The organism is Pseudomonas citri, from assembly GCF_025336485.1.
GTDB lineage: Bacteria > Pseudomonadota > Gammaproteobacteria > Pseudomonadales > Pseudomonadaceae > Aquipseudomonas > Aquipseudomonas citri.
In genome coordinates, this window is record NZ_JAODAB010000022.1 from 75,264 (window position 1) to 99,414 (window position 24,151).

Annotated in this window: 17 protein-coding genes; 1 reads left to right on the forward strand and 16 read right to left on the reverse strand. The window is 63.3% G+C overall.

Features of this window, described 5'->3' with window-relative positions; all coding sequences use genetic code 11:
* From N4Q37_RS21155 to N4Q37_RS21235, 16 genes are all read right to left on the reverse strand, one after another.
* A complete protein-coding gene (locus N4Q37_RS21155; RefSeq protein WP_260961551.1) occupies positions 1-1,320 on the reverse strand; it encodes an efflux RND transporter periplasmic adaptor subunit in 1,320 nt (439 codons plus the stop codon).
* Complete coding sequence (locus N4Q37_RS21160; protein WP_260961552.1) at positions 1,317-2,096, reverse strand: efflux RND transporter periplasmic adaptor subunit; 780 nt, start codon at positions 2,094-2,096, stop codon at positions 1,317-1,319. Before N4Q37_RS21160 ends, N4Q37_RS21155 begins: the two co-directional genes overlap by 4 nt.
* A 613-nt stretch (positions 2,097-2,709) precedes the next feature.
* Positions 2,710-4,188 (reverse strand): efflux transporter outer membrane subunit, encoded by a 1,479-nt coding sequence (locus tag N4Q37_RS21170; RefSeq protein WP_260961553.1) that lies wholly within the window; start codon positions 4,186-4,188, stop codon positions 2,710-2,712.
* A complete protein-coding gene (locus N4Q37_RS21175) occupies positions 4,185-5,246 on the reverse strand; it encodes an HlyD family secretion protein (protein WP_260961554.1) in 1,062 nt (353 codons plus the stop codon). Before N4Q37_RS21175 ends, N4Q37_RS21170 begins: the two co-directional genes overlap by 4 nt.
* 16 nt (positions 5,247-5,262) lie before the next feature.
* The gene (locus N4Q37_RS21180; protein WP_260961556.1) at positions 5,263-6,786 is read right to left on the reverse strand and encodes an MFS transporter; all 1,524 of its coding nucleotides are present in this window, start codon (positions 6,784-6,786) and stop codon (positions 5,263-5,265) included.
* A gap of 132 nt (positions 6,787-6,918) precedes the next feature.
* Complete coding sequence (locus N4Q37_RS21185; RefSeq protein WP_260961558.1) at positions 6,919-7,839, reverse strand: LysR family transcriptional regulator; 921 nt, start codon at positions 7,837-7,839, stop codon at positions 6,919-6,921.
* Positions 7,840-7,911: 72 nt separating this feature from the next.
* Positions 7,912-10,347 carry an alpha/beta hydrolase gene (locus tag N4Q37_RS21190; RefSeq protein ID WP_260961559.1) on the reverse strand — a complete coding sequence of 812 codons (2,436 nt, stop codon included), beginning with the start codon at positions 10,345-10,347 and terminating at the stop codon, positions 7,912-7,914.
* A gap of 9 nt (positions 10,348-10,356) precedes the next feature.
* Entirely contained in the window at positions 10,357-11,799 is a 1,443-nt protein-coding gene (locus N4Q37_RS21195) for a TIGR01777 family oxidoreductase (protein ID WP_260961560.1), read from the reverse strand.
* The gene (locus N4Q37_RS21200) at positions 11,792-12,280 is read right to left on the reverse strand and encodes a cell division protein (RefSeq protein ID WP_260961561.1); all 489 of its coding nucleotides are present in this window, start codon (positions 12,278-12,280) and stop codon (positions 11,792-11,794) included. Before N4Q37_RS21200 ends, N4Q37_RS21195 begins: the two co-directional genes overlap by 8 nt.
* Before the next feature lie 105 nt (positions 12,281-12,385).
* Entirely contained in the window at positions 12,386-13,252 is an 867-nt protein-coding gene (locus N4Q37_RS21205) for an ABC transporter permease (RefSeq protein WP_260961562.1), read from the reverse strand.
* A 12-nt stretch (positions 13,253-13,264) separates the two neighbouring features.
* Positions 13,265-14,122, reverse strand: a complete 858-nt coding sequence (locus tag N4Q37_RS21210; RefSeq protein ID WP_260961563.1) for an ABC transporter ATP-binding protein — start codon at positions 14,120-14,122, stop codon at positions 13,265-13,267.
* 5 nt (positions 14,123-14,127) lie between these two features.
* A complete protein-coding gene (locus tag N4Q37_RS21215) occupies positions 14,128-15,153 on the reverse strand; it encodes an ABC transporter substrate-binding protein (RefSeq protein WP_260961564.1) in 1,026 nt (341 codons plus the stop codon).
* 37 nt (positions 15,154-15,190) lie between these two features.
* Positions 15,191-16,084 carry a TauD/TfdA dioxygenase family protein gene (locus tag N4Q37_RS21220; protein WP_260961565.1) on the reverse strand — a complete coding sequence of 298 codons (894 nt, stop codon included), beginning with the start codon at positions 16,082-16,084 and terminating at the stop codon, positions 15,191-15,193.
* A 341-nt stretch (positions 16,085-16,425) separates the two neighbouring features.
* A complete protein-coding gene (locus N4Q37_RS21225) occupies positions 16,426-17,793 on the reverse strand; it encodes an HlyD family type I secretion periplasmic adaptor subunit (protein WP_260961566.1) in 1,368 nt (455 codons plus the stop codon).
* On the reverse strand, positions 17,783-19,939 hold the full coding sequence (locus N4Q37_RS21230) for a type I secretion system permease/ATPase (RefSeq protein WP_260961568.1): 2,157 nt from the start codon (positions 19,937-19,939) through the stop codon (positions 17,783-17,785). Before N4Q37_RS21230 ends, N4Q37_RS21225 begins: the two co-directional genes overlap by 11 nt.
* A 39-nt stretch (positions 19,940-19,978) precedes the next feature.
* On the reverse strand, positions 19,979-21,328 hold the full coding sequence (locus N4Q37_RS21235) for a TolC family outer membrane protein (protein WP_260961569.1): 1,350 nt from the start codon (positions 21,326-21,328) through the stop codon (positions 19,979-19,981).
* A gap of 358 nt (positions 21,329-21,686) precedes the next feature.
* Here N4Q37_RS21235 and N4Q37_RS21240 point away from each other — a divergent pair.
* A partial coding sequence (locus N4Q37_RS21240; RefSeq protein WP_260961570.1) for a retention module-containing protein occupies positions 21,687-24,151 on the forward strand: 2,465 nt, incomplete at its 3' end.

Consider the following 24,151-nt stretch of genomic DNA (forward strand, 5'->3'; position numbering starts at 1 on the left):
CTACAGGCCCACGCTCTGGCGCAGCCCGGCCAACGGGCGGCGCAACAGGTACAGCGCCAGCGGTGCGCGATCGCCGAAGATCTTCGCCGTGCCCCGCAGGCCGATGCGCGGCGCCGTGGCATCGAAGCGCGCATCCAGCCGATACGCCAGTTGCCCGGCGGCAGTGGGTTGCGCTTCATAGGCCGAACGTTCGAGCCAGGCCACGTGCCGCTGCAACGGATCGCTGTCGAGGAACAACGCCACCTGCGCTCCCGGCGCCAGGGCAATCGCATCGCCCACCGCCAGCTCGATGCGCAACTCGGCCTGGTTCGGATCGGCAATTTCCATCAGCCGCTCGCCGGTCTGCACCGGTTTGCCGAGCCAGCGCTCGGCATCGGCGAACACCGCAATGCCGTCCCGCTCGGCGCGGACCTCGCTGCGCTTGAGCAACTCGATGGCGTAGTTGCGCTCGGCGCGTTTCTGTTCGACGCGGGCGGCCAGCAGGTCAATCTTCGAACTCGATTCGGCGTCGACGAACGACCGCTGGGAATTGGCCTTGAGCTCCGCCTCCGCCACCCCCAACGCCCGCTCCGCGACATCGGCCTGGGCCTTGAGGCTGGTGCTTTCGAAGCGCAACAACAGGTCACCGTTCTTGACGCTCTGGTTGGGTTTGACCAGGAACTCGGCGATCACCCCGTCCAGCGGCGCCGCCACCACCTGGCCGCCCAGCGGCACCACTTCGGCGGGGGCCAGCACGGACTGGCGCACCGGCACCAGCAAGCCCAGCAACAGCGCCGCCACAAGCGCGACCTGGCGTTTGCGCGTCCAACGCAGGCGCCAGGGTTTGCGCGGTTGCAAGGCCAGCCAGGCGTGGCTGTAGGTGTCGCCCAGTTGCGACAGCAAGACTTGTTCGGAGGGGGCCCATGGCAGATCGCGGGCCAGCCATAAGCCGCCAAATACCTGGCCCTTATGGTCAATCAATGGCAGCCAGAACACGTGCCCGGCCGACAGGCTTCGCCAGTCCGTCCGGACGGATTCGCTGACCCCATCGGCGCCAATCACCCGGGCCTGATTCAGGACCCCTTGCTTGAACAACTGCGCCACCGCTTGCTCGACAAACGCCACGAACGGCGCATTCGGCTCCACGGCACTGACCCCGGTCACAGCCTGGACCTTGCCGGCGATCAACAGCGCGGCATGGCGAAACCCGAACAACCCCTGGCCATCATTGACCAGGCTGTAGCTCAATTGCGCCGGCGTACGCGCCGCCCGGGTCTGGCGCTCCAGGTCGAGGAAGCGGGCAAACACCTGCTCGGCGCTGCCCGATATCGGCGCGTTCACTTGGGCTCCGCAAAACGCGCCGTACCGCTCATGCCGGACAGCAAACCGCTGGCGTCCGGCACGCTCGCCACCAGCAGCAGGGTCTGGCTACCCTCGTCGATGCGCGCGCCCAGGCGCTTGACCGTCGCTTGCAACGGCTTGCCGGTTTCATCGGGAACAAAGGTAAAGGGCTGGCCGGGCTTGAGCCGGTCCATCCAGCGTGACGGCACCAGCAGATGAATTTCCAAGGTGCGATTGTCGACCACATCCAGCAACGGCGCGCCGGCCGCGACGCTTTCATAGCGCTGGACCTTGCGCGCCACCACTTGCCCATCGAACGGTGCGATCACGCTGCAACGCTTGACCTGCACTTGATAGACCTGGGACTGCGCCTGCGCCTCGCTGACCCGCGCCTCGGCCCGCGACACTTCGAAACGCCCGACCGACTTCAACTCCGCCAGTTGCCGGTTATGGGCCAACTCTTCACTGGCGCCACGGCTGGCCGCCTGGGCGGCGTTGAGCTGGGCCTGGTACGCCGAGCAATCGAAACGCGCCAGGGTATCGCCCTTCTTGAACGACTCGCCTTCACTGAACGGCAACTCGACGATGCGCCCGGCCAGCTCACTGGCCAGCACCGCCTGGTCCCGCGCCCGCAACACCCCCCGCGCCTCGTTGCCGCCCGAGGCACTGGCGGTGACGTTGTTGCCGAGCAATGGATCGTCTGCCACAGGCGTTTGCGCCTGGACACCGCACGTTACCAAGGTCAATCCCACAACCCAACTACTCAAACGTCCCATGACCGCTACTCCCTGACGGATGGGCGGAGTCTACGACAGCGGCGGGGGGCGTCAAGGGAGTTGCCTTGAAGAGGGGAAATCTCTTGTTTCAAAAACGGTGGGGATTGGACCAAAAGCTCGTGGTTTTTTTTACTGACGTCGATCGGTATCAATTCCCACAATGGATTAGGAGCTTCCGTTCGTTTCAAAGCGGCTTTGGGGGATGGCGTTCTTGCATCGACCAAAGAACGCCGTTCCGTTGGGTCATAACTGCAATAGTCCCTGACAATCTGGACCAAAAACGCCTTGACCCTTCGTCGTATAAGCACACAACACTCTCCTCGCCGATGCTGGAGCATACCTACCCGGGATTGACGAAGAATCAAGCCCGTCTTAGGATTCACCCACTGCTCAACCTCGTACGCAGAGATTTGGTTCTCTGGCCGTTGGGGTGAAAACACCGGCTTCGGCCGGTTTTTTCGTTTCTGGGGATTGAGTTTGTGCGCACCGCTTTTTTTATCGACGGCTATAACCTGTTCTACGGGCTATTGGCGGACACGTCGCGTTGTCACCTGCGACGAACTCCGGTCCCACCAATTCCCAGACCGAGTGCCTACCCATAAGGCCCTCGCCATCAAGCCGGATTACTGGTAGCGCCACCCGTCACCGGATATACCGACTCCCATCCCCCACCCAACGCCTTGTACAGCCCGACCATGGCCAGCGACACGCTCGTCGAGCTGTCGACCAGTTGTTCCTGGGTCGCCAGCAAGGCGCCCTGCACGGTGAGGACGGTGACGAAGTCGACCACGCCTTCCACGTACTGTTGCTGCGCGGTGCGCAGGGCGAGTTGGTTCTGGCGCACGGCCTCGGCGAGGCTGTCGCGACGCAGCTGGCTGGCGTTGTACGCGCTCAGTTGGTCGTCGATTTCGTGCCAGGCCTTGAGCACCGTCTGTTGGTAGGCCGTCGCGGCCTCCTGCTGCTGGGCTTCGCGCAGGTGCAGCATGCCTCGCAGGCGTCCGCCGTCGAACAGCGGCAGGCTGAACTGTGGGCCGATGCCGAACGCACGCGAGCCCCAGGAGCCGAAATCGCTGAGCTGCATGGCTTGTGAACCGACATTGCCCGACAAGGTAATGCGCGGGTAGAAGTCGCCCTTGGCTACGCCAATGCCGGCGGTGGCGGCGTGCAGTCGGGCCTCGGCCTGGCGGATGTCCGGGCGGCGTTCGGCCAGCTGCGACGGCAGGCCGATGGCGACTTGACGGGGTGCCTGGGGCACCGGTGCGTCGCTGGACAGTTCGGCCTGCAACGCTTGCGGTGGCTGGCCCACCAACAAACTCAGGGCATTGATCAGTTGCGACTGGCGCTGCTGCAACGCCGGCAAGCGCGCCTCGACGGCGGCGACCTGGGCCGCCGCTTCGGCCACGTCCAGGTCCGTGGCGACACCGTCGGCCAGGCGCAATTGCGTGAACCGCAGGCTACGGCGCGCCACCTCGAGGTTCTGCTCGGTGACGGCGCGGGTACTTTGTACGCCGCGCAATTGCAGGTAGTCCTGGGCTGTCTCGGCGAGCACCGCCAGCAGCACCCCGCGACGATCGTTCTGCGCCACTTCAACGTTGGCCTCCGCCGCTTCGGCCTCGCGGCGCACCCGCCCCCACAGGTCCAGTTCCCAGGACGCGGAAAAACCCGCATCCCACAGGTTGAAGGCCGAATCGCCGCCATGCCCCGATGGGTCGTTCAACCCCTCGCCACTGTTGCGCTTGCGTGCATAACTGCCGGTAGCGGACGTGTTCGGGTATTGCGCCGAGGTGATGACCTGGCGCGCGGCACGGCTTTGTTGCAAGCGACTGCCGGCGAGCTTCAGGTCCAGGTTGTCGGTCACGGCACGGCGGGTCAGCGCCGTCAGCGTCGGGTCATTGAAAACTTCCCACCAGCGCTCATTCATCTGCGCCGGGACCACCTGGCTGGCCGCCGCGGTGCGCGGTGTGGACCATTGGTCGATGGGCTGCACTTCGGGCCGCTGGAAATCGGGGCCGACGGTGCAGGCAGACAGGAGTGTGATAAGCAGAGTGCCGAAGGACAGGGACGGCCACCGGCGGCCTACAGAGTTGTTCATCGCTGCACCACCTCGCGCACATCCGTCGCCGAGCTGGCGGTATCGATACTCGCCTCCACCGACATGCCCACCCGCAACCGCTCGGCCAGGGGTTGGCCCGGGTCCAGCACGATCTTCACCGGTATGCGCTGCACCACTTTGGTGAAGTTGCCGGTGGCATTGTCCGGCCGGACCGAGGCGAAAGTTACGCCAGTGGCCGGGGCAATACTCTGGACTCGACCGTGCAACGCTTCACCACCGAAGCTGTCGACACGCACGTTCACCCGCTGGCCCGGTTGCACATCGGTGAGCTGGGTCTCCTGGAAATTGCCGACCACGTAAGCCTTGGCCAGCGGCACCACCGCAAGGATCTTGCTACCCGGCGTCACGTAGGCCCCAACCCGCACCGCCCGCTCACCCACCATGCCGTCCTGGGGCGCAACGATGCGGGTGTACGACAGCTCGTAGCTGGCCATTTCCAACGCCGCCTGGGCCCGTTTCAGCCCACCTTCGGCCGCATCGCGCTGGGCCGTGAGAATCTCCACCTGCTTGCGCTCGGCCGCCAGTACCGCCGTGGCGTTCGCCAACCGGGCGGTGGCCTGGTCGATCCGCGTCTGCGCCTGTTGGGCGTTCTGCACGGTCCCGGCGCCCACCCCGGCGAGATGTTGGTAACGATTGCGTTCGTGCTCGGCAAAGGCCATTTCCGCCTTGGCCGCCACCACATTGGCCTGGGCCTGGGCGATGACCGACGCCTGGCGCTCCAGGGTCGCCCGGGCATTCTCCAGTTGGGCACGCGCCACCAGGGTCTGGGCATCGGCGGCCTGGGCGGCCGCGCGCAAGTCACGGTCGTCGATCAGCGCGAGCAATTGTCCGGCCTTGACCTGTTGGTTGTCCTCCACCAGCACCTCTTTGATAAAGCCCGCCACCCGCGGCACCACCAGCGTGTAGTCCGCCGAGACGAAGGCATCGTTGGTGCTCTGTTGCACGCGCTTGCCGGACGCCAGTGGATACACCAGCGCACCGAATACCAGGATCGCCGCCAGGGCGAGGGCCATCTGTTTTTTTGATTGAGTCGTCATGAAAAACCTTCCGGATTCAACGTAGCGCGCGAGGCGGATAGATCCGCGTCGGCAACCACAAAACAAGCAGGATCAGGGCGAGCGCGACACCCGCCATGCACAGGTAAAGATCGGAGGAGGTCAGCACCGAGGCCTGCTCATGCAGACGACGGGCAAGGCCGGCACTATCGCCGTCAACGAGCGGAGCATTGCCGAGGCTGTCCACCAGCAGGGTGAAATGAAAATGCAGGCGCGTTGTGGTCAGCACGTCCAGCACACCCGTGGCAATCACGGCGGCCAGGCCCTTGACCGTGTTGAACCACGCCGAAGCGAACGGGCCCTCCATTGGCGAGATGCTGCCGGTCGAGAGCATCAGCAGCGGCAGCACCGCCATCGGCTGGCCGAAGATCTGCAACCACTGCAACACGTAGAAGTCGTCGCGAATCCACGCCGAGGTCAGTTGCGAACCACCGATGCACGACAGCGCCAACATGCCCAGGCCAATGCCCAGCACCCAGCGACAATCGACCTGGCGCAGGTTGCACAGCGCCGCCACCAACGGCAGCGCGAGCAACTGCGGCAGCGCCATCAACAGCATCATTGGCGCGGTCTGCAGCGGACGATAGCCCTGGACCTGGGCCAGGTAGCTGGAGGGGATGATGATCACCGCCATCAGCACCACCAACACCCCGGCCAAGGTGATCAAGGCAAAGCTCAGGTTACGGATACCGAGCATCTGCAGCTTGAAAAACGGCACCGGCTGCGACCTTTCGTTGATCATGAACAGCACTAGCAAAATCACCCCGCCACCCAGCAGGGCACAGATCAGGCTCGACTCGAACCAGTCCAGCCGATTGCCTTGCAAAACGCCGATCACCAACAGGCAGATCGCCGGGAAGCCCAGCAGCAGGCCACGCCAGTTGAATGGCTTGAGGCGCTCCAGGCGCAGCGGATCCTGGGGCAGGCCGTAGGCCACCGCGGCCATGGCGATCAGGCAAGGCACGATGATTTGCCAGAAGGTCCACTGCCAGCCAAGGTACTCGGTCCACAGCCCGGCCAAAGGCGTGCCCAGGCCAGGGCCGAACGTGGCCGTGAGGGCGTAACCGGCCAGGCCATAGAGCTTCACGTCGGGCGGCAGGAAACGCAGGGCGACGGTCATCAGCATCGGCGGTAACGCACCGCCGGCCAGGCCTTGCAGGGTGCGCATCAGCAGCAGGCTTTCGTAATTGGGCGCGAACGGGCACAGCATCCCCAACACGGTAAACAGGCCAATGGCCCACAGCGTGAAGCGACGCAGCGAAAAGGTCACCGAGCACCACGGCGCGAAAGCCATGGCAGCCACCGATGTCGCGGAATAACACGCCACCAGCCAGGTGCTCTCGTCGTACCCGATGGCCATCGCCCCGCGAATGTCGGCCAAGGCGACCTTGGTGACCATCTCGTTGAGCCCTGAAACCAGCACTGCCAGCAACACGCCCACCAGGCCGATGATGATCCGCGGACCGAACGCCGACGGCGCGGCAGTGGCCGCCGGTAACGTTGCTGTGGTGAGGGATGTCATGGCAAGCAACCACTCCGGGAAGAAAATACCGGAGCAGTTTAAAAACCGTGAGAGCTTACAAAAAGTGACTTATCGGCAGCTTATAAGTGCATCCAGCGCAATGATTTCGATCCTGGCTTGAGCTGCGAATGGTCAATCCGGCTGCGCCGCCTGCCAGGTTTCCTCGCAGCAAGCCTTGAGGGTTTCGCGCAGCCAGCGGTGGGCCGGGTCGTTGTCGTAGCGCGGGTGCCAGGCCTGGGTCAGCATCAGCGTCGGCAGCGGGATCGGCAGGGTGAACGAGCACAGGCGCAGTCCCAGGCGCTTGACGCTCAGCAGCGCCTCCTTGGGCACGGGCAGAATCAGGTCGGAATCGGGCAAGGCGAACATCGCCGCGTGGAAACTCGGCGCGATGACGGCCACGCGTCGCTCCAGGCCCAGGGCGTTGAGCGCCGTGTCGATAGGCCCGCGGGCAATCCCGCGCCGGGACATGCTGATATGGGAAAATCCGGCGTACCGCTCGGCCGTGATTTCACCGTCGAGCAAGGGATGGCCTTCGCGCACCAGGCCCACGAAGTGCGTGGAAAACAGATTCTGCACCTTCACTTCGGGCATCACCGGCCGGGTGTTGCTGATGTTCAGATCGATCCGCCCTTCGCGCAGGGCGTCATCATCACCGTCGCCTTCCGGAACGTAGCGCAGCTCACAATGGGGAGCCTGGCGTTCGAGCGTGTCGAACAGCTTGCCGCCGTATACGCCGACGAAAAAATCGTTGGCGCGGATGCTGAAGCGCCGCCGCAAGGTAGCCAAGTCCACCGTATCGGCCGAGCGGAACACCAGCGCGGCCCTTTCCACCACGTCGCGCACCTGCTCGCGCAAGGCCACGGCCTTGGGCGTGGGCACCAGGCCGCGACCGGCGCGTACCAGGATCGGATCACCCACGGCCTCGCGGATTCGCGTCAGGGTGCGGCTCATGGCCGCGGGACTGAGGTTCATCCGCCGCGCCGCGCCGACCACACTGCCTTCGTCCAGCAAGGCATCGAGGGCGACCAGCAGGTTCATGTCCGGCAGCTGCATACAGAGCACCTATCCCTTGTCACAATTGATCTGGACGCAATGCTAGCAGATCAACGAGAGCGCTCCATCGAGCTATTCCACCAACGTCAACTCACCGTCGCGATACAGCACTTCCCGCCCCAACCATGCTGCATCCACCCGCGGCAGCACCGCCGAAGGCTTACGCAATTCACGCAACAAGGTCGAGCCATGGGACAGGCGTCCCCCCATGCGCGCAATCACCGCCCGGGCGCCTTGATAGTGAGCGTGACGACCGGGGTCCAAGGTGTCTTCCAGCAAAATGTCCTGACCCAGGATGCCTTGGGTCTGGCCCGGGTAGATCAGGAAACCGCTCGCCTGTTCGGTGCCTTCACGACCGTCTTGCCAGAAGCTGCCGTCGCGGCTGCGGATGTCCGGGTGCGGTGCAAACCAATGCTCGCGGTCAATGGCCGGCATCCCGTGGTGCAGGCGGAAGAAAATCCGCATCAGGTTGTCGCGATACCATTCACGCACCTGCAAGTAGTAACCACGCAACCCCGGCAGGCCGGCGCCATGGGCCAGGCGAATCGCCAGCGGCCATTGTGGAAATGCTTGCAGGGGCAGCGCCGTCGGTGCCGGGCGCGGCGTGGCCGGGTCGGTTTCCCACGGCAGGCGATGAGGGCTGTGTTCAAGGTTGTCATAGGCGGTCGGCGGTCGTCCCAACCAATCGCCGCCGCTGCTGGCCAAGGCGCTGGCGATGCACAAGTTGCCCTGCACCACGAACACGTAGAACCGGGTGAACCAGTCGGCCAGTTGTTGGCCGCTGGCACCTTGTCCGGTTAGCTCATGCAGCTCGCGGTCGAAACCGCGCAAGCCGTTTTCCAGCGTGAGCAAATGCCCGCGAGCGCTGCGTTGCATGCGCAGGAACACCGGCAGCGAACGCAACAAACGCAGGGGCCGCCAAGGCAGGTGCGGTGTCGCGCCACCCACTTCACCCGCGTAGCTGCTGGCATTGATGCCCCAATCGGCGAGCCGGGCGAGGAACAAGTCATTGTTGATATACGAGGCGCCGCCAAACACGGCCGTGAATGGTTCGTTGTCCTGCAATACCCGTGAATCCCAGCGCGCCATGATCGCCGGAATGCTCGCTGCCGCACGGCGCTGGGCGTACTCCACCAACACGCTGGGTTGCGGTGGCAGGATCTCGGCGATGTTGGCGGCGGTCAGGTGCCGGCGCCAGCCGTAGTCGCTGATCGGTCGGTATTGCAGCAGCCAGAGTTGCGTGCCGTCCCAAGCCCACTCGACATCACCGGGCACGTAGTGAAAGACCCGCAGCACGCCTTGCAGGAAGCGCCATAGCGCGTCGGCAGTGAGGCCGTGGGCAGGCTTGAATGAATCGCTACGCCACGCCGCACCGAGGCGGGAAATAATCGCGCGCTCGGGGCTTACCTTGCCATCGGCCAACGATTCCAGGTGACCTTCGACCCACTCCAGTTCGACTGACAGGTGGCGCACGAATGCGATGCCGGACAGCCGTGGCGTGATGAAACGCTGCACCACCACTTCCTCGACACCCGCCGCGGTCAATTCGGCAATGCGCGCCGCTACGTTGTGCGTCGGTTCACGCAGGTACGTCGTGCTCAAACCCGCGTTGGCCGCATCAGCCTGGTCCTCCCCATAACTGGAGGAACGCACCGCCCAGACAGCGTCCGGCTGGCTGTCCAGGAAGCCCGGCAGACGCCGATCATGGCAATCGTTGAGGGACAACGCCGCAGGCACCGGCTGCCCAGCCAGGGCCGCCAGACGCAAGCGCCCGCCCTTGGTGTGCGCAACGAAGCCCCGCTCGCCCGACTCCAGCCACGCGGCGAACTCGGCGGGTGAGTCGATCCACGGATAGTGGCCCCAGCCGGGCTTCAGGCTGATGGTCAAGTCGGCGCGGGCAAGAATGGCGGACCATGCTGCGGCCTGTTCGATGCCCAGCACCTTGTCCTGATCGCCCCAGACCAGCTCGACCGGGTCAGTGACCCACTCCAGCAGCGGCAACACTGTGTCAGCGCGCACCAGGTCCCAGTGCGGCACAAACGCCCGGCAGCGCGCATACCCGGCACCCATGCGCTGGTATTGCGCGGGCGTCCAGGCCTGGCGGGAGAATTTGCGGGCAAACAGCGTCGGCTTGTTCGCCAGCAGCCAGTGGATGGTCTTGCGAATCGGCAGCGGCGACATCAACGCCGGCAGTCGCCGCTGCCACAAGAACGCCCCCACTGGCGCCAGCAACACACTGCGGCAAAAGTGTCCCGGCTGGCGTTGCAAGGCGTGCAGCACCAGCAAGGCGTTGACTCCGACCGCCATGATCGCGCTGCCCTTGACCGTTGCCGCCAGCAACGCTCGGGCGTAGGCCGCCAGGTCCTCGCAAGGGGCTTGCGGGTTGTTGCCGAAGCCCGGCAGCTCCAACGGCACCACGTCGTGGTGTTGAAAATGCGGCAACGCGTCGTCCCACCAATCGGCGGCGCTGCCGTTGCCGGCCAGCAGGTACATCCGGGGCTTGCTCATGGGCGCTCCTCAGGCCAGGTCGCGCAGGGCAGCGTCGAGCGTCGGGTAACGGAACGTATAGCCGGCCTCGATGAGACGGTTGGGCACCACCCGCTGGCCGTCGAAGAACAACTGGGCCATCTCACCGGCCAAGGCACGCACCGGCGCGGCAGGAATGTGGAACCACACCGGGCGCTTGAGCCTTTTGCCGACACGTTCGGCGAACAGCGCCTGGCTGACCGCTTCTGGCGCCACCAGGTTGTAGGTACCGCTCAGGTTGTCATCGGTGAATGCCCGGGCGATCACCTGGATCACGTCGTCGCGGTGCACCCAACTCATGATCTGCCGACCATCACCCATGCGTCCGCCGAAGCCCAGGCGAAACGGAATCAGCAACGGCAGCAGCGCCCCGCCCGGGCCAAACACCACGCCCAGGCGCATCACCACCTGCCGCACACCCAGCTCGGTGGCAGGCAATGCCGAGGCCTCCCAACGCGCGCAGAGTTCAGCCATGAAGCCCTCGCCTCGGCTGGCGCTTTCATCGAGGCTTTCGCTGGCATCACGCACGCCGTAGAAGCCGATGGCCGAGGCCTGGATCCACAGCGCCGGTTTGTGCCGGGCGTTTTTCAGCCAAGCCATCAATGCCTCGGTGGTATTGACCCGGCTGGCGATGAGTTGCGCCTGGCGCCTGGGGCTCCAACGCGGCCCCGCCACCGGCGCGCCCGCCAGGTTGATCACCACATCGAAAGTTTCGTCATGGCCCAGTTTGCCCAGCGAGCGCAGGCACCGGGCGCGGCCGTCGAACAGATAGGCGGCTTTCAACGGATCGCGGGCCAACACGCTGACCGTGTGCCCGGCGTCGAGCAGTTGATTGACCAGGGTCTCGCCGATAAACCCGGTGCCGCCCGTGACCAGCACGCGCTTGTAAGCGCCACCGGCAAACGGATTGGTGGGCTTGCCCTCGCGCTGCATGCGCAGCGCGGCCAACCCGTCGCGAATCCCCGAGGCCGTGACCCCGAGGGCGAACAAGGTCAGCAGCCAGCCACGCCAGCCCAGGTCAATCGCGCCCAGGCCGGTCGGCAAACCTCCCCACTGCGCCAGTTGCACCCCGTACAGCGCGAAGAAGGCGCCGCCATTGACCGCCAACACCGTATGCATGATGCGCTCGATGGGCGGCAACTTGCGGCTGCGATCCTCGACCACGAAGTCCCAGAGCGTAAGGCCGACCTCCAGCGCGAACAGCAACGCGATGACCATCGCCCATGTGCCTTGGAAGGCCAGATGGGCAATGCCCAGGAACAGGATCCCGTAGAAGCATGAGCGCAGGGCATGGATGGAAAGTTCCAGTCGAGCACTGTGGCGATAGGGCAAGGCGACGGTGAGTTCGTGGTGATACAGGGTATCCAGCGCACCCAGGATCGCCTGGGCGATCAACAGCATGATCGCCCAGTCCAGCAGTGAAGAATCAGCCATGGTTGGAGTTACTCGACGCGTTGTCAGTCAGGGAGGTACGGCGGTCGTGGCGATAGAGCCAGACCAGCGGCGGCAGCAGTACGAGCAGTGCCAGGCCGTCGAGCCACAGATGCGACCAGACCCGTGCCTGGGCAGAAATCCACATGTCCTGGGGCGCCCACAGCAGGATGCCGACGATCAGCCATCCCCAGGCCATGCGGCTTTTCAATCGATGGCCGATGTGCACGAGGGCGAGCATGTACAGCCCATAGCTTTGCAACGTGGCGCCGAACAAGGCCAGCCACCAGACTTGCTGCGCGCGGGCTGTAGCGGGCACGGTGTCGGCCCCCCAGAACGCCTGTTCAATGGTATTCAGATAGCCGTCGAGCAAGCCTGAATGACCGGCCCACGCCAGCGTGACGCCCGCGAATAAATGCATCAGGGCTGCGGCATACAACCAAGCGACCAGGGCTTTGCGAAGGGGGCTGGAGGGGACTGGCATTCCGTGTCCTGAGGGTTTGCTGAAGGACTGCAAGTCTAATGGAAAGACCGGCCGAGCGGGAGCAAGCTCCCTCGCCACGGGTTCAGAGTATTACTTCAGAACGGATCAGCGCTGCATTCCCCAACGCTTCACCGTCACCCGATCCAGCGAATCGAACACCAGGTTCTCCACCATCAACCCAATCAGAATCACCACCGCCAACCCGGCAAACACCTTGTCGGTGTACAGCTCATTACGGTTCTGGAAGATGTACCACCCCAGGCCTCCCTTACCGCTGGTGGCGCCGAACACCAGTTCGGCGGCGATCAGCGTGCGCCAGGCGAAGGCCCAGCCGATTTTCAGCCCGGCGAGGATCGACGGCAGCGCCGCCGGGATCAGGATGAACAGCACGAAACACAGCCCCTTGAGGCCGTAATTGCGCCCGGCCATGCGCAGGGTTTCCGACACGCCGAGAAACCCCGCGTACATGTTCACCGCCAATGCCCACAGCACCGAATGCACCAGCACGAAAATCAGGCTGTTCTGCCCCAGCCCGAACCACAACAACGCCAGCGGCAACAAGGCGATGGCCGGCAACGGGTTGAACATCGACGTCAACGTACTGAGCAGATCGCGCCCCAACTGCGTCGACACCGCCAGGGTCGTCAGGCCAAACGCCAGGACGATGCCCAGCAGGTAGCCCTTGAGCAACACCACCAGGGAAATCCACACCTTGCCCAACAGCTCGCCACTGAGCAGCCCGTCGTACAAGGCGCTGGCGGTTTGCAGGAAGCCCGGCAGCAGCAGGTCATTGTTCTGATAACGGGCCACGGCCTCCCACACCAAGGCCAGCAACACCAGGATCAAGCTTTTGCGCAGCCAACCCTGTTGCCACAGACGCAGGCCCAAGGGTAATTCCCGCTCCAGTGGCACGTGGGCCAGGGGCTGCAGGTCGACTTCGTATTCTTCGCGCACGGGCGAGAAATGGCTCATGAAATACCTCCTTCAATATGCGATACGAATGTCGGCAAAACCCAGCTCATGCTTGGCGTCCGGCGACTGGCTTTGATCGAACAGCAAAGAATGAATCCGCCGCGCCGTGTGCTGGAACGCCCCGCCTCCGAGGCTGTGCAAATCGTATTGATGGCTATGGATTTCCGCCCGCACCCGCCCCGGATGCGGCGACAGCAGCAGAATGCGATTGCCCACCACCAACGCCTCTTCGATGGAGTGGGTGACGAACAGCAAGGTGAAGCGCACCTCTTCCCACAACAGCAGCAGTTCTTCCTGCATCTTGCGCCGGGTCAGGGCGTCGAGGGCGGCGAAGGGTTCGTCCATCAGCAGGATCTTCGGCTGCATCGCCAATGCCCGGGCAATCGCGACGCGGGCCTTCATGCCGCCCGACAAAGTGTGGGGATAGGCATCGGCAAACGCCGCCAAGCCAACCTTGTCCAGATAGTGCAGCGCCCGCTCCTCGGCCTCGCGACGCCTGAGGGTGCCCGACGCCAGCAGCGCGAACATCACGTTCTGCTTGACGGTTTTCCACGGCGGCAACTGATCGAACTCCTGGAACACCACGATCCGATCCGGCCCCGGCGCACTGACGATTTGCCCTTGCAAGCGGATCTGTCCTTCGCAAGGTGCGATGAAACCGCCAATGGCCTTGAGCAACGTGGACTTGCCACAACCGGATGGGCCAAGCAGCACAAAACGGTCCGCCGGATCGACTTCGAAACTCACTTGATGGGTGGCCCGCACCACTCGCTGCGGGGTGCGGTATTCGAGGCAGACGTTCTCCACCGACAACAACGCCGTGTCAGTGGCCAAGTTGCTGGCCGCGTGGCCTTGCAAACACGCATTCATGGCAATCAGCTCCCCTGCAACGGTTTGGCGTCCTGGAAGAAATAGTCTTGCCATGACGCCGGCTTGTTCTTGATCGCGCCGACGCGGTAGAGGAATTCGGCCAGTGGATAAGTGTTCTTCGGCGTGACGCTGAATTCGATCTGCGGGTTGTCGATGATTTTCAGCAAGGTGGCACGGTCGATCTTGGCCTGGGTGACTCGCAGGTAGGTGTCCGCCGCCGCGCCTTTGTCTTTCTGGGCAAACTCGGCCGCTTCGGTCAGGGCCTCGACGAAGGCCTTGTAGGTCTTCGGGTTTTCATTGCGGAATTTCTCGGTGGCGAACAGTACGGTGGGCGAGTTCGGCCCCAGCACATCGTAAGAATTGAGCACCACATGCACGTTCGGATTCTGTAGCGCCTGGTCCTGGTACGGCGGGTTGGAGAAGTGCCCGGTCAACTCGGTGCCGCCGGCAATCAATGCCGCCGTGGCGTCCGGGTGCGGGACGGCCAGGGTGTACTTGTCGAGGCGATTGAAATCCTGATCGCCCCATTGCTTCGCGGCAGCGTATTGCAGGAACCGCGACTGCACCGAAACCCCCACCGCCGGCACCGCGATACGGTCCTTTTCGGTGAAGTCGGCGAGGGTCTTGACCTTGGGGTTGTTGCTCAGCAGGTAATAGGGAAAGTTGCCCAGGGAGGCCACGGCCTTGACGTTCTGCTTGCCCAGGGTGCGGTCCCAGATCGTCAGCAGCGGCCCGACGCCAGCCCCGGCGATGTCGATGGAGCCCGACAGCAGCGCATCGTTGACCGCCGCGCCACCGGACAGTTGGGTCCAATCGACCTTGATCTCGATGCCTTCCTGCTTGCCGTGTTTCTCGATCAACTGCTGGTCGCGGACCACATTGAGCAACAGGTAAACGATGCCGAACTGCTCGGCGATACGGATCTCGCCTTCGGCGTGGGCGCTGGCCGGCGCCATCAGGCTGCTGGCCAACAGGCTGAACACCAAACCGATGGCGGCGGCCAGCGGTGCAAAAGCAATGCGTTTGGACATGGTGATTCTCCGGGCTCTACGCGCGAGGCGCGGCCGATCAGAAAGGGGCGTCGCCCTGGATGGTGGTGCGATACAACTTGCGGCGCAGATGACTCGGGCAACCGGCCGCCAGGTGGATCAGCGAGCGGTTGTCCCAGAACACCAGGTCGTGGGGCTGCCATTGATGGCGATAGATGTTCTGCGGCAGCACACTGTGGGCGTACAGCTCGGCCAGCAGCGCGGTGCTTTCGTCCTCCGGCAGGCCGACGATGCGGGTGGTGAAGCCTTCACTGACGAACAGCGCCTTGCGCCCGGTTTCCGGGTGGGTGCGCACGATCGGGTGCACCACCTCGGCGACCTGGGCCAGTTGTTCCGGTGTCAGCGTCGGACGCCAGTTGCCTTCGAATTTGGTTTCGCTGTAGCGCGCCGTATAGGAATGCGCCGCCGAACGGCCCTCGACGACCTTGCGCAACGCCTCGGGCAAACCATCCCAGGCCTTGTGCATGTCGGCAAACAACGTGTCGCCGCCTTCACTCGGCAGCTCCTGGGCATGGAGCATCGAGCCAAGGCTGGGCAGTTCTTTATAGGAAAGGTCCGAATGCCAGAATTTGCCAGCATCGCCCAGGCCAATGGATTGGCCGTTTTCGATGATGTTGGAGACGATGAGAATTTCGGGGTGGCCACTCAGCAGGAACTGCTTGAGCACATGGATCTGCAGGACGCCAAAGCGGCGACTGAAGGCAATTTGTTGCTCCGGGGTGATGTGTTGGTCGCGAAACACCACCACATGATGGTCCAGATGGGCACGGTGGATCCGTGCGAAGTCCTGGTCGCTAATTGGCCGCGACAGGTCGAGGCCGAGGATCTCGGCACCCACAGCGCCGCTGAACGGGCGGATATCGACCGACTGCGGCGCAAGGATTGGTTCTGAAGAATAAGAGACGGCTGGCATATATCACTCCCACGCACGGCGCGCTTCACAGGCGCGCATCGATCAAAACTCACGGCGTAACCGTATGGGTTTGTGTCGTGCGGCGCGCCGATTGGTCGGCAGGTACGCAGGGGAGTGACTTTATAGATATAAGAATCTAAATTTAAATACCGTTATTGAATAACGATATGGTATCGAGTTTTGCACCGCTCCAATCTGTGGGAGCAAAGCTTGCTCGCGATGAAAGCGACGCGGTCTTTCAAAAAACCGAGGCGCCTGTTTCGCGAGCAAGCTTTGCTCCCACATCACGGGGATAAATCCCCCTCGCCACAAAAGGTGCCGCTGGATCGGACTATTCGGCGCTACCGCTCATGCAACGCCTCGGCCCGGGCCTTGATGATCGGCTTGAGCAGGTAGCTGAGCACGGTTTTCTTGCCGGTGATGATGTCCACCGAAGCCACCATGCCGGGGATGATCAGCAGCGGTTTTTCATCGGTGCCCAGGTGGCTGCGTTCGGTGCGCAGCTTGATGATGTAGTAGGTGGTTTTCTTGTCTTCGTCGGTGATGGTGTCGGCACCGATCTGTTCCAGCTTGGCTTTCAGCCCACCATAGATGGTGTAGTCGTACGCGGTGAATTTCACCGTGGCGTCCTGGCCAGGATGCAGGAAGGCGATGTCCTGGGGACGGATTTTCGCTTCCACCAGCAGGGTGTCGTCCAGCGGCACGATTTCCACCAGGTCGCTGCCGGGCTGGATCACGCCGCCAATGGTATTCACCAGCATCTTGTTCACGATGCCGCGTACCGGCGACGTCACCAGGGTCCGGCTCACCCGGTCTTCCAGTGCCTTGCCGGTGGCCTGGGCCTTGTTCAGGTCGGTGCGCGCCTCGTTGAGCTGGGTCAGGGCTTCGCTGCGGAATTTGCCGCGGGTCTCGTCGATCTTGCGCTGCACTTCCTTGATCGCCGACTCGGCGCGGGGAATCGCCAGCGTCGTGGCGTCCAGTTGCCCACGGGTTTCGACTTCGGCGCGCTTGAGTCGCAGCACTTCCACCGGCGACACCGCGCCCTGGGCCACCAGAGGCTCGGACATGTTGATTTCCTGGCGTTGCAGCGCCAGGCCGGAACGATACTGCGCCTGCTTGGAAATGAACTCGCGCAGTTCCTGCTGGCGTTGGACCAACTGCTCCTGCAAGCCGCCGATTTCATCATGCAACTGCTGGCGGCGGCTGATGTACAACGACTGTTCGCTGGCCGCCTGGCCGGGCACGGCCTTGAGCACGTCCGCCGGGAAATTCAGTGGCCGATCCTCAACCTCGGCGCTCAAGCGTTCGACCCGCAGCACCATCGCCAGGCGATCGGCCTCGGTTTCCCCGACGTTGGAGACAAAACGCGTGTCGTCCAGGCGAATCAGCGGCGCGCCGGCTTCAACGATCTGCCCTTCCTTGACGAACAGCTCGGCGACGATACCGCCTTCCAGGTTCTGGATCTTCTGGATCTTGGACGACGGAATCGCCTTGCCGTCGCCCTTGGTCACCTCATCGATCACGGCGAAGTTGGCCCACGCCACCAGGAACACGAAGAAGCCGATGATGCCCCAGATCGTCAAGCGCACCACCCGCGGCGCGTCCTCGATCAGCGCCTTGTTGACCTCGGGCAGCGGCTGGCCGTGCAACGAGGCAGAGCCTTTGAAATAACGGCCCACGGAATCCTTGAAACCGGACTTAAGCAACACTGATCTGCCCCTTCTTCAGCGCTTCCATGACGGCAGCTTTCGGGCCGTCAGCGAGGATCTGCCCGCGGTCGATCACCAGCAGGCGGTCCACCAGCGACAGCAGCGATGCCCGGTGCGTCACCAGCAGCACGGTCTTGTTTTCCACCACGGCGGCCAGGCGCTGTTTCAAGCGTTCCTCACCGGTGTTGTCCATGGCGCTGGTGGGTTCGTCCAGCAGCAGGATCGGCGGGTTGAGCAACAGGGCGCGGGCCAGGGCGACGTTCTGGCGCTGGCCGCCGGACAGGTTCTGTCCACGCTCGCCGACTTGCAGCTCATAACCTTGCGGATGCAGGCGCGCAAACTCATGCACGCCCGCCAGTTCCGCGGCCTGGAGCACCAGTTCGTCTTCGACGTAACGGGCACCGGAGGTCAGGTTGTCGCGCAGGGTACCGGCCAGCAACTGGATGTCCTGGGGCACGTAGCCGACGTTGTAGCGCAGTTCACTGACGTCGATCTGGCGGATGTCCACGCCGTCCACCAGCAGGGCGCCATCGTCCGGTTGGTACAGGCCCACCAGCAACTTCGCCAGGGAGCTCTTGCCCGAACCGCTGCGGCCGATGATGCCGACTTTCTCGCCCGGCTTGATCACCAGGTTGATGTTCTTCAGCGCGGCGTTCTGCTGGTTCGGGTAGGTGAAGTTCAACTGGCGGCATTCAATGGCGCCCTGCAAGACGTTGCGGCTCAACGGGCGCTCGTCGAAGTTGCGCTCCTGGGGCAGCTCCATCATCTGGTCGACCGAGGTCATCGTGACCCGCGCCTGCTGGTAACGGGTCAATAGGCCCGACAGCGACGCCAAGGGGCTCAGGGCGCGACCGCTGAGCATGTAGCAGGCCACCAGCCCGCCCATGCTCAGGTTACCGGCGATGATCTGGTAGACCCCGAAGACGATCATGACCACGCCCGCCAGTTGCTGGATCAGCAAGGTGATGTTCATGGCCAGGCCGGACAACATCTTCACCCGCAGCTCGAGACGGCTGAGGGTGCCGATGGTCTGTTCCCACTGATACTGGCGTTCGCTTTCGGCGTTGTTGACCTTCACCGCGTCCAGGCCCGCCAGGGTTTCGATCAGGCTGGACTGGCGCTCGGCACCCAGGGCCATGGTCCGCTCCATGGTCGCCACCAGCGGCTTTTGCAACGCATAGCCGATCAACAGGGCAAGCGGGAACGCCAGCACCGGAATCCAGACCAGATGCCCACCGAGGATCGCGATAACCATGAAGATCAGCAGGGTGAACGGTAAATCGATCAGGCTGGTGAGGGTCAGCGAGGCGAGGAAATCGCGCAGGCTCTGGAACTCATGGATGTTCTGGGCAAAGCTGCCGACCCGCGCCGGACGGCACTTCATGGCCATGCCGACGATACGCTCGAACAGCGTCGCCGAAATGATCAGGTCGGTTTTCTTGCCGGCCAGGTCCAGACACAGGCTACGCAGCATCTTGAGGATCAGGTCGAACACATAGGCGCCGGTGATGCCAATGGCCAGCACCCACAGGGTCGATTCCGCCTGGTTCGGGACCACGCGGTCGTAGACGTTCATCACGAACAGCGGTGCCGCCATGGCGATGATGTTGATCAGCAGGCTGGCGGCGATGGCATCGGCGTACAGCCAGCGTGAACGCTTGAGGGTGTCACGAAACCACGAACGCGCCCGAGGAATCAGCGTGCCGTGGTTAACGTCAAATTTATGTTGCGGTTGGGCGAAGAACACCTTGCCGCTGTAGTCATCGGCCAGCAACTGGCGGTCAACCGTCACTTCGCCGCCATCGCTTTCGCTGAGCAGCAGGCGTGCCTGGTCATCACCGGCCCAGCCCAGCAACACGGCACTACGGCCGTCCTTGAGCAGCAACAGCGCCGGCATGGCGATGGTCGGGATCTGTTCGAGCTTGCGTTGCAGCACCCGCCCTTGCAAACCGGCACGGGCCGCCGCGCGCGACAATAATTCGACACTCAGCCGTTGCTTGGGCAGCGGCAGGCCGGTGGTGAGCATTGCCGCACTGGCTGGCTTTTGATGCAGCATGCAGAGTGCCAACAACCCGTCCAGCAACGGATCGTCGTGCAACGTGCGCGGATCATGGATGAGTTCGACTCGACTGACTTCTGATTCCACGCTGGGCACTCTTTTGCTGATCGAAACGGGAAAAGGGACTCAATTCATCCCAGGCAACTGGACCTTGGGTTTCACGTCATTTTGCACAACCGATGCCAACGGCGCGACTACACCCTGGCTTTTGAGCAACTGCCCCATGGTGGCCTTGATCCGATACTGGGTGAACAACTGCACGTTCTTGATTTCCACCAGGCGCCGGGACGCGGTGAACAGCTCGTTTTCACTGTCGAGCAAGTCAAGCAGGGTCCGCTCGCCGAGGCTGAACTGCTTCTGGTACGCGGTGCGCACACTGGTGCTGCGATCCACGTACTGCTGGGCAATCGGCACTTGGGCGTTGGCGTTGTTGAGGGCGTTCCAGGCCAGGCCCAGCTCTTCGTTCAGCTGGCGCAACGCGTTGTTGCGGATATCCAGGGCCTGGTTGGACAGGTAGGACTTGGACTCCAGGTCCGCCTTGTTGCTACCGCCGGCATACAGGTTGAAGCGCATGCGCAGCATGGCTTGCCACTCGTTGTTATGACCGTTCTGGCCATCGAGGTCGTTATCGGCAGTGCGACCCAGCTCGGCGTCGAAACGTGGGTAGAAGCTCGATTTGGCGGCTTCGTACTGTTGTTCGGCGGCAGCGATGTCGGATTCGGCCGAACGCAGCACGGGGCTGTTATCCAGCATCTGGGCACGGGCTTCGTTCAGGTCGGCTGGCATCATCGCCATAAAAGAGGCCGGACGTTCCAGCTGATCGGGCATCTGACCCACGGCGCTGAGGTAGTTGGTCTCGGCGTCGGCCAGGTTGGTTTGCTCGGTGATCAGGTTGTTGCGGGCCTGGGCCACGCGCGCTTCCGCCTGGTCAAGGTCGGCGCCGTTGCCCACGCCACGGGAGGTACGCAACTTGATCTGATCGAAGATGCGCTCGTGGCTCTTGAGGTTGTCCTCGGCCAGGCGCACGAACTCGCGGCGGGTCAGCACGTCCAGGTAGACCTGGGCGACGGTCAGGCCAGTGCGCTCGGAAGCATCCAGCAACGAATAGGCGCGGGAATTAACGGTGGCTTGTTGACGCCCCACTTCGCTGGACGTCGCAAAACCGTCAAAAACCATTTGCGACAGGCGCAGGCTCGACTCGCTGCGGTTCAGGGTTTCCCAATGATCGTTGTTGCCCGACCGCGTGGTAACGCTGTCGGTGCCTTCACGACCGTAGCCGGCCGCCAGATCCACCCGCGGCAGGTAGCCGCCCTTGGCCGCCTTGAGTTGGTAATCCGCCGCGAGACGGCTGTTCACCCCGGCCTGGATTTGCGGATGCACATCCAGCGCCTGTTGCATGGCCTGCGGCAAGGTTTGTGCTTGTACGAAACTGGCCGCGAGGGCGAAAGGTAAAGCCATGAACAGAGGTGAACGCATAGTGGTTTTCTTCCTGAAACACTTGTCTTGGATCACAGCGAAACATGGCGCTGCATCGGATGATGGCAACCGGAATGACCGTATGTCGGAAAATTCGATACAGGAACTGAACCATGCACGAAAAGAACGGGCCGCCGCTTAAATATCAATGTGACATTAGCGATGCGATTGTTTAGGATGGCCGGCAGAAGGTCAATAGTTTGGCACAAACAAATAATTCAAAAAAATCAGCCAAAAAATTGACATATAAAAGCGTCAAAACAACCTTATCTAATGACACAAGAACGTCCAGACCGCTGCCGCTCTACGGCTGCGGGACCATGGAAGTCTACTGAACGTTTCACCCGGAGAGTCTTCAATGAGCAGTGTTATTGCCGTCGTCAAAAGCATTGTTGGGCAGGTTTTCGTCGTATCCCCCGAGGGCATCCGGCGCGTTCTCATTGAAGGCGATCGCCTCTACACGGGTGACCAGTTGGACACCGGGCCTTCGGGCGCCGTCACATTGGAACTCAGTGACGGCCGCAGCCTGGACCTGGGTCGTGACACCCAGTGGAGCGCCAGCGCGCCGGACTCGTCCACCGACCTGGCCCAAGCCACAGCCCAGGCCGCGCCTTCGGTAGAAGAGCTGCAACAAGCCATCGCCGCGGGCGTCGACCCGACGACCGCACTGGAAGCCACCGCCGCTGGCGCCACTGCCGCGGGTACCGGTGGGGCCGCCGGTGGCGGTCACAGCTTCGTGGCGCTGGATGCCACGGCAGGCAGCGTCGACCCTACCGTCGGTTTCCCCACGGCCGGCCTGGCTACGGCCGCGGCCACCGACACGAACATCGACGGCCTGGACACCAACACCAACATCACGGCCAACGCGGTGCTCAACGCCACCTTGACCCTGAGCGCCACACCGACCCTGACCGAGGGCGGTGGCGTACTGGTCTACACCGCGACCGTCACCCAGGCTCCCCAGACTGACCTGACCGTGACCCTGTCCAACGGCTCCGTGATCATCATTCCGGCCGGACAGACGACCGGCAGCGTCAACGTGCCGCTGGCACCGAGCGACGACGTCTACAACGACCCAACCCAGATCAGCGTGACCGTCACCGGCACCACTGGCGGCACCGGCATCGTCGTAACCCTGCCGACCACGCCGGCGGTCACCCAGATCACCGACACCATCGACACCACCACCGTCACCCTGACGGCAGGCAACACCGTGACCGAAGGCGGCCAGATCACCTACACGGCCACCCTGACCAACCCGGCCCAGACTCCAGTCACCGTGACCCTGAGCAACGGCTCGGTCATCACCATCGCTGCCGGCCAGACCACCGGCACCGTCGCCGTCGATACACCGGCCAACGACGTCTACAACAACGGCAGCACCGTCAGCACCACCATCACCGGCGCGACCGGCGGTAACTTCGAAAACCTGGTACCAAGCACTACGCCTGCGGTCACCACGATCACCGATTCGGTGGACACCACTGGCCTGACCCTGACCGCCAGCGACACCATCACCGAAGGCGGCCAGATCACCTACACCGCCACATTGACCAACCCGGCCCAGACCCCGGTGACCGTGACCTTGAGCAACGGCTCGGTCATTACCATCGCTGCCGGCCAAACCACCGGCACCGTCGCCGTCGATACACCGGCCAACGACGTCTACAACAACGGCAGCACCGTCAGCACCACCATCACCGGCGCGACCGGCGGTAACTTCGAAAACCTGGTACCAAGCACTACGCCTGCGATCACCACGATCACCGATTCGGTGGACACCACTGGCCTGACCCTGACCGCCAGCGACACCATCACCGAAGGCGGCCAGATCACCTACACCGCCACATTGACCAACCCGGCCCAGACCCCGGTGACCGTGACCTTGAGCAACGGCTCGGTCATCACCATCGCTGCCGGCCAAACCACCGGCACTGTCGCCGTCGACACACCGGCCAACGACGTCTACAACAACGGCAGCACCGTCAGCACCACCATCACCGGCGCGACCGGCGGTAACTTCGAGAACCTGGTGCCAAGCACCACGCCAGCGGTCACCACGATCACCGATTCGGTGGACACCACCGGTCTGACGCTGACCGCCAGCGACACCATCACCGAAGGCGGTCAGATCACTTACACCGCGACCCTGACCAACCCGGCCCAGACCCCGGTCACCGTGACCTTGAGCAACGGCTCGGTCATCACCATCGCTGCCGGCCAGACCACCGGCACCGTCGCCGTCGATACACCGGCCAACGACGTCTACAACAACGGCAGCACTGTCAGCACCACCATCACCGGCGCGACCGGCGGCAACTTTGAAAACCTGGTACCGAGCACCACGCCTGCGGTCACCACGATCACTGACTCGGTGGACGACACCGGCCTTAGCCTGTCGGCCTCCACCGAAGTGGCCGAAGGCGGCTCGATTGTCTACACCGCCACGCTGACCAACCCAGCCGGTACACCGGTTACCGTGACCTTGAGCAATGGCGCGGTGATCAACATCGCCGCTGGCGCGACTACGGGGACCGTCACCATTGCCGCACCTTCCGACGACGTCTACAAAGACGCTGGCAAGGTTGAGGTCAGCATCGATAACGCTACGGGCGGCAATTTCGAGAACCTGGTGCCTAGCACCACGCCTGCGGTCACCGATGTCACCGACACTATCGACACCTCGACGGTCAGCCTGACAGCTACGTCGACCGTCGCCGAAGGCGGCACCGTTGTGTATACCGCCTCGGTGAATGCTCCGGTTACGGATGCTCCTCTCGTCGTGACATTGAGCAACGGTCAAACCATCACCATCCCGGTCGG

Bases quoted from the DNA above. Each gene is read 5' to 3' on its own strand.
- N4Q37_RS21205 (WP_260961562.1), bottom strand. From the start codon at position 13,252: ATGAGCCATTTCTCGCCCGTGCGCGAAGAATACGAAGTCGACCTGCAG.
- N4Q37_RS21220 (WP_260961565.1), bottom strand. From the start codon at position 16,084: ATGCCAGCCGTCTCTTATTCTTCAGAACCAATCCTTGCGCCGCAGTCG.
- N4Q37_RS21195 (WP_260961560.1), bottom strand. From the start codon at position 11,799: ATGGCTGATTCTTCACTGCTGGACTGGGCGATCATGCTGTTGATCGCC.
- N4Q37_RS21160 (WP_260961552.1), bottom strand. From the start codon at position 2,096: ATGGGACGTTTGAGTAGTTGGGTTGTGGGATTGACCTTGGTAACGTGC.
- N4Q37_RS21175 (WP_260961554.1), bottom strand. From the start codon at position 5,246: ATGACGACTCAATCAAAAAAACAGATGGCCCTCGCCCTGGCGGCGATC.
- N4Q37_RS21190 (WP_260961559.1), bottom strand. From the start codon at position 10,347: ATGAGCAAGCCCCGGATGTACCTGCTGGCCGGCAACGGCAGCGCCGCC.
- N4Q37_RS21235 (WP_260961569.1), bottom strand. From the start codon at position 21,328: ATGCGTTCACCTCTGTTCATGGCTTTACCTTTCGCCCTCGCGGCCAGT.
- N4Q37_RS21215 (WP_260961564.1), bottom strand. From the start codon at position 15,153: ATGTCCAAACGCATTGCTTTTGCACCGCTGGCCGCCGCCATCGGTTTG.
- N4Q37_RS21185 (WP_260961558.1), bottom strand. From the start codon at position 7,839: ATGCAGCTGCCGGACATGAACCTGCTGGTCGCCCTCGATGCCTTGCTG.
- N4Q37_RS21210 (WP_260961563.1), bottom strand. From the start codon at position 14,122: ATGAATGCGTGTTTGCAAGGCCACGCGGCCAGCAACTTGGCCACTGAC.
- N4Q37_RS21170 (WP_260961553.1), bottom strand. From the start codon at position 4,188: ATGAACAACTCTGTAGGCCGCCGGTGGCCGTCCCTGTCCTTCGGCACT.
- N4Q37_RS21180 (WP_260961556.1), bottom strand. From the start codon at position 6,786: ATGACATCCCTCACCACAGCAACGTTACCGGCGGCCACTGCCGCGCCG.
- N4Q37_RS21200 (WP_260961561.1), bottom strand. From the start codon at position 12,280: ATGCCAGTCCCCTCCAGCCCCCTTCGCAAAGCCCTGGTCGCTTGGTTG.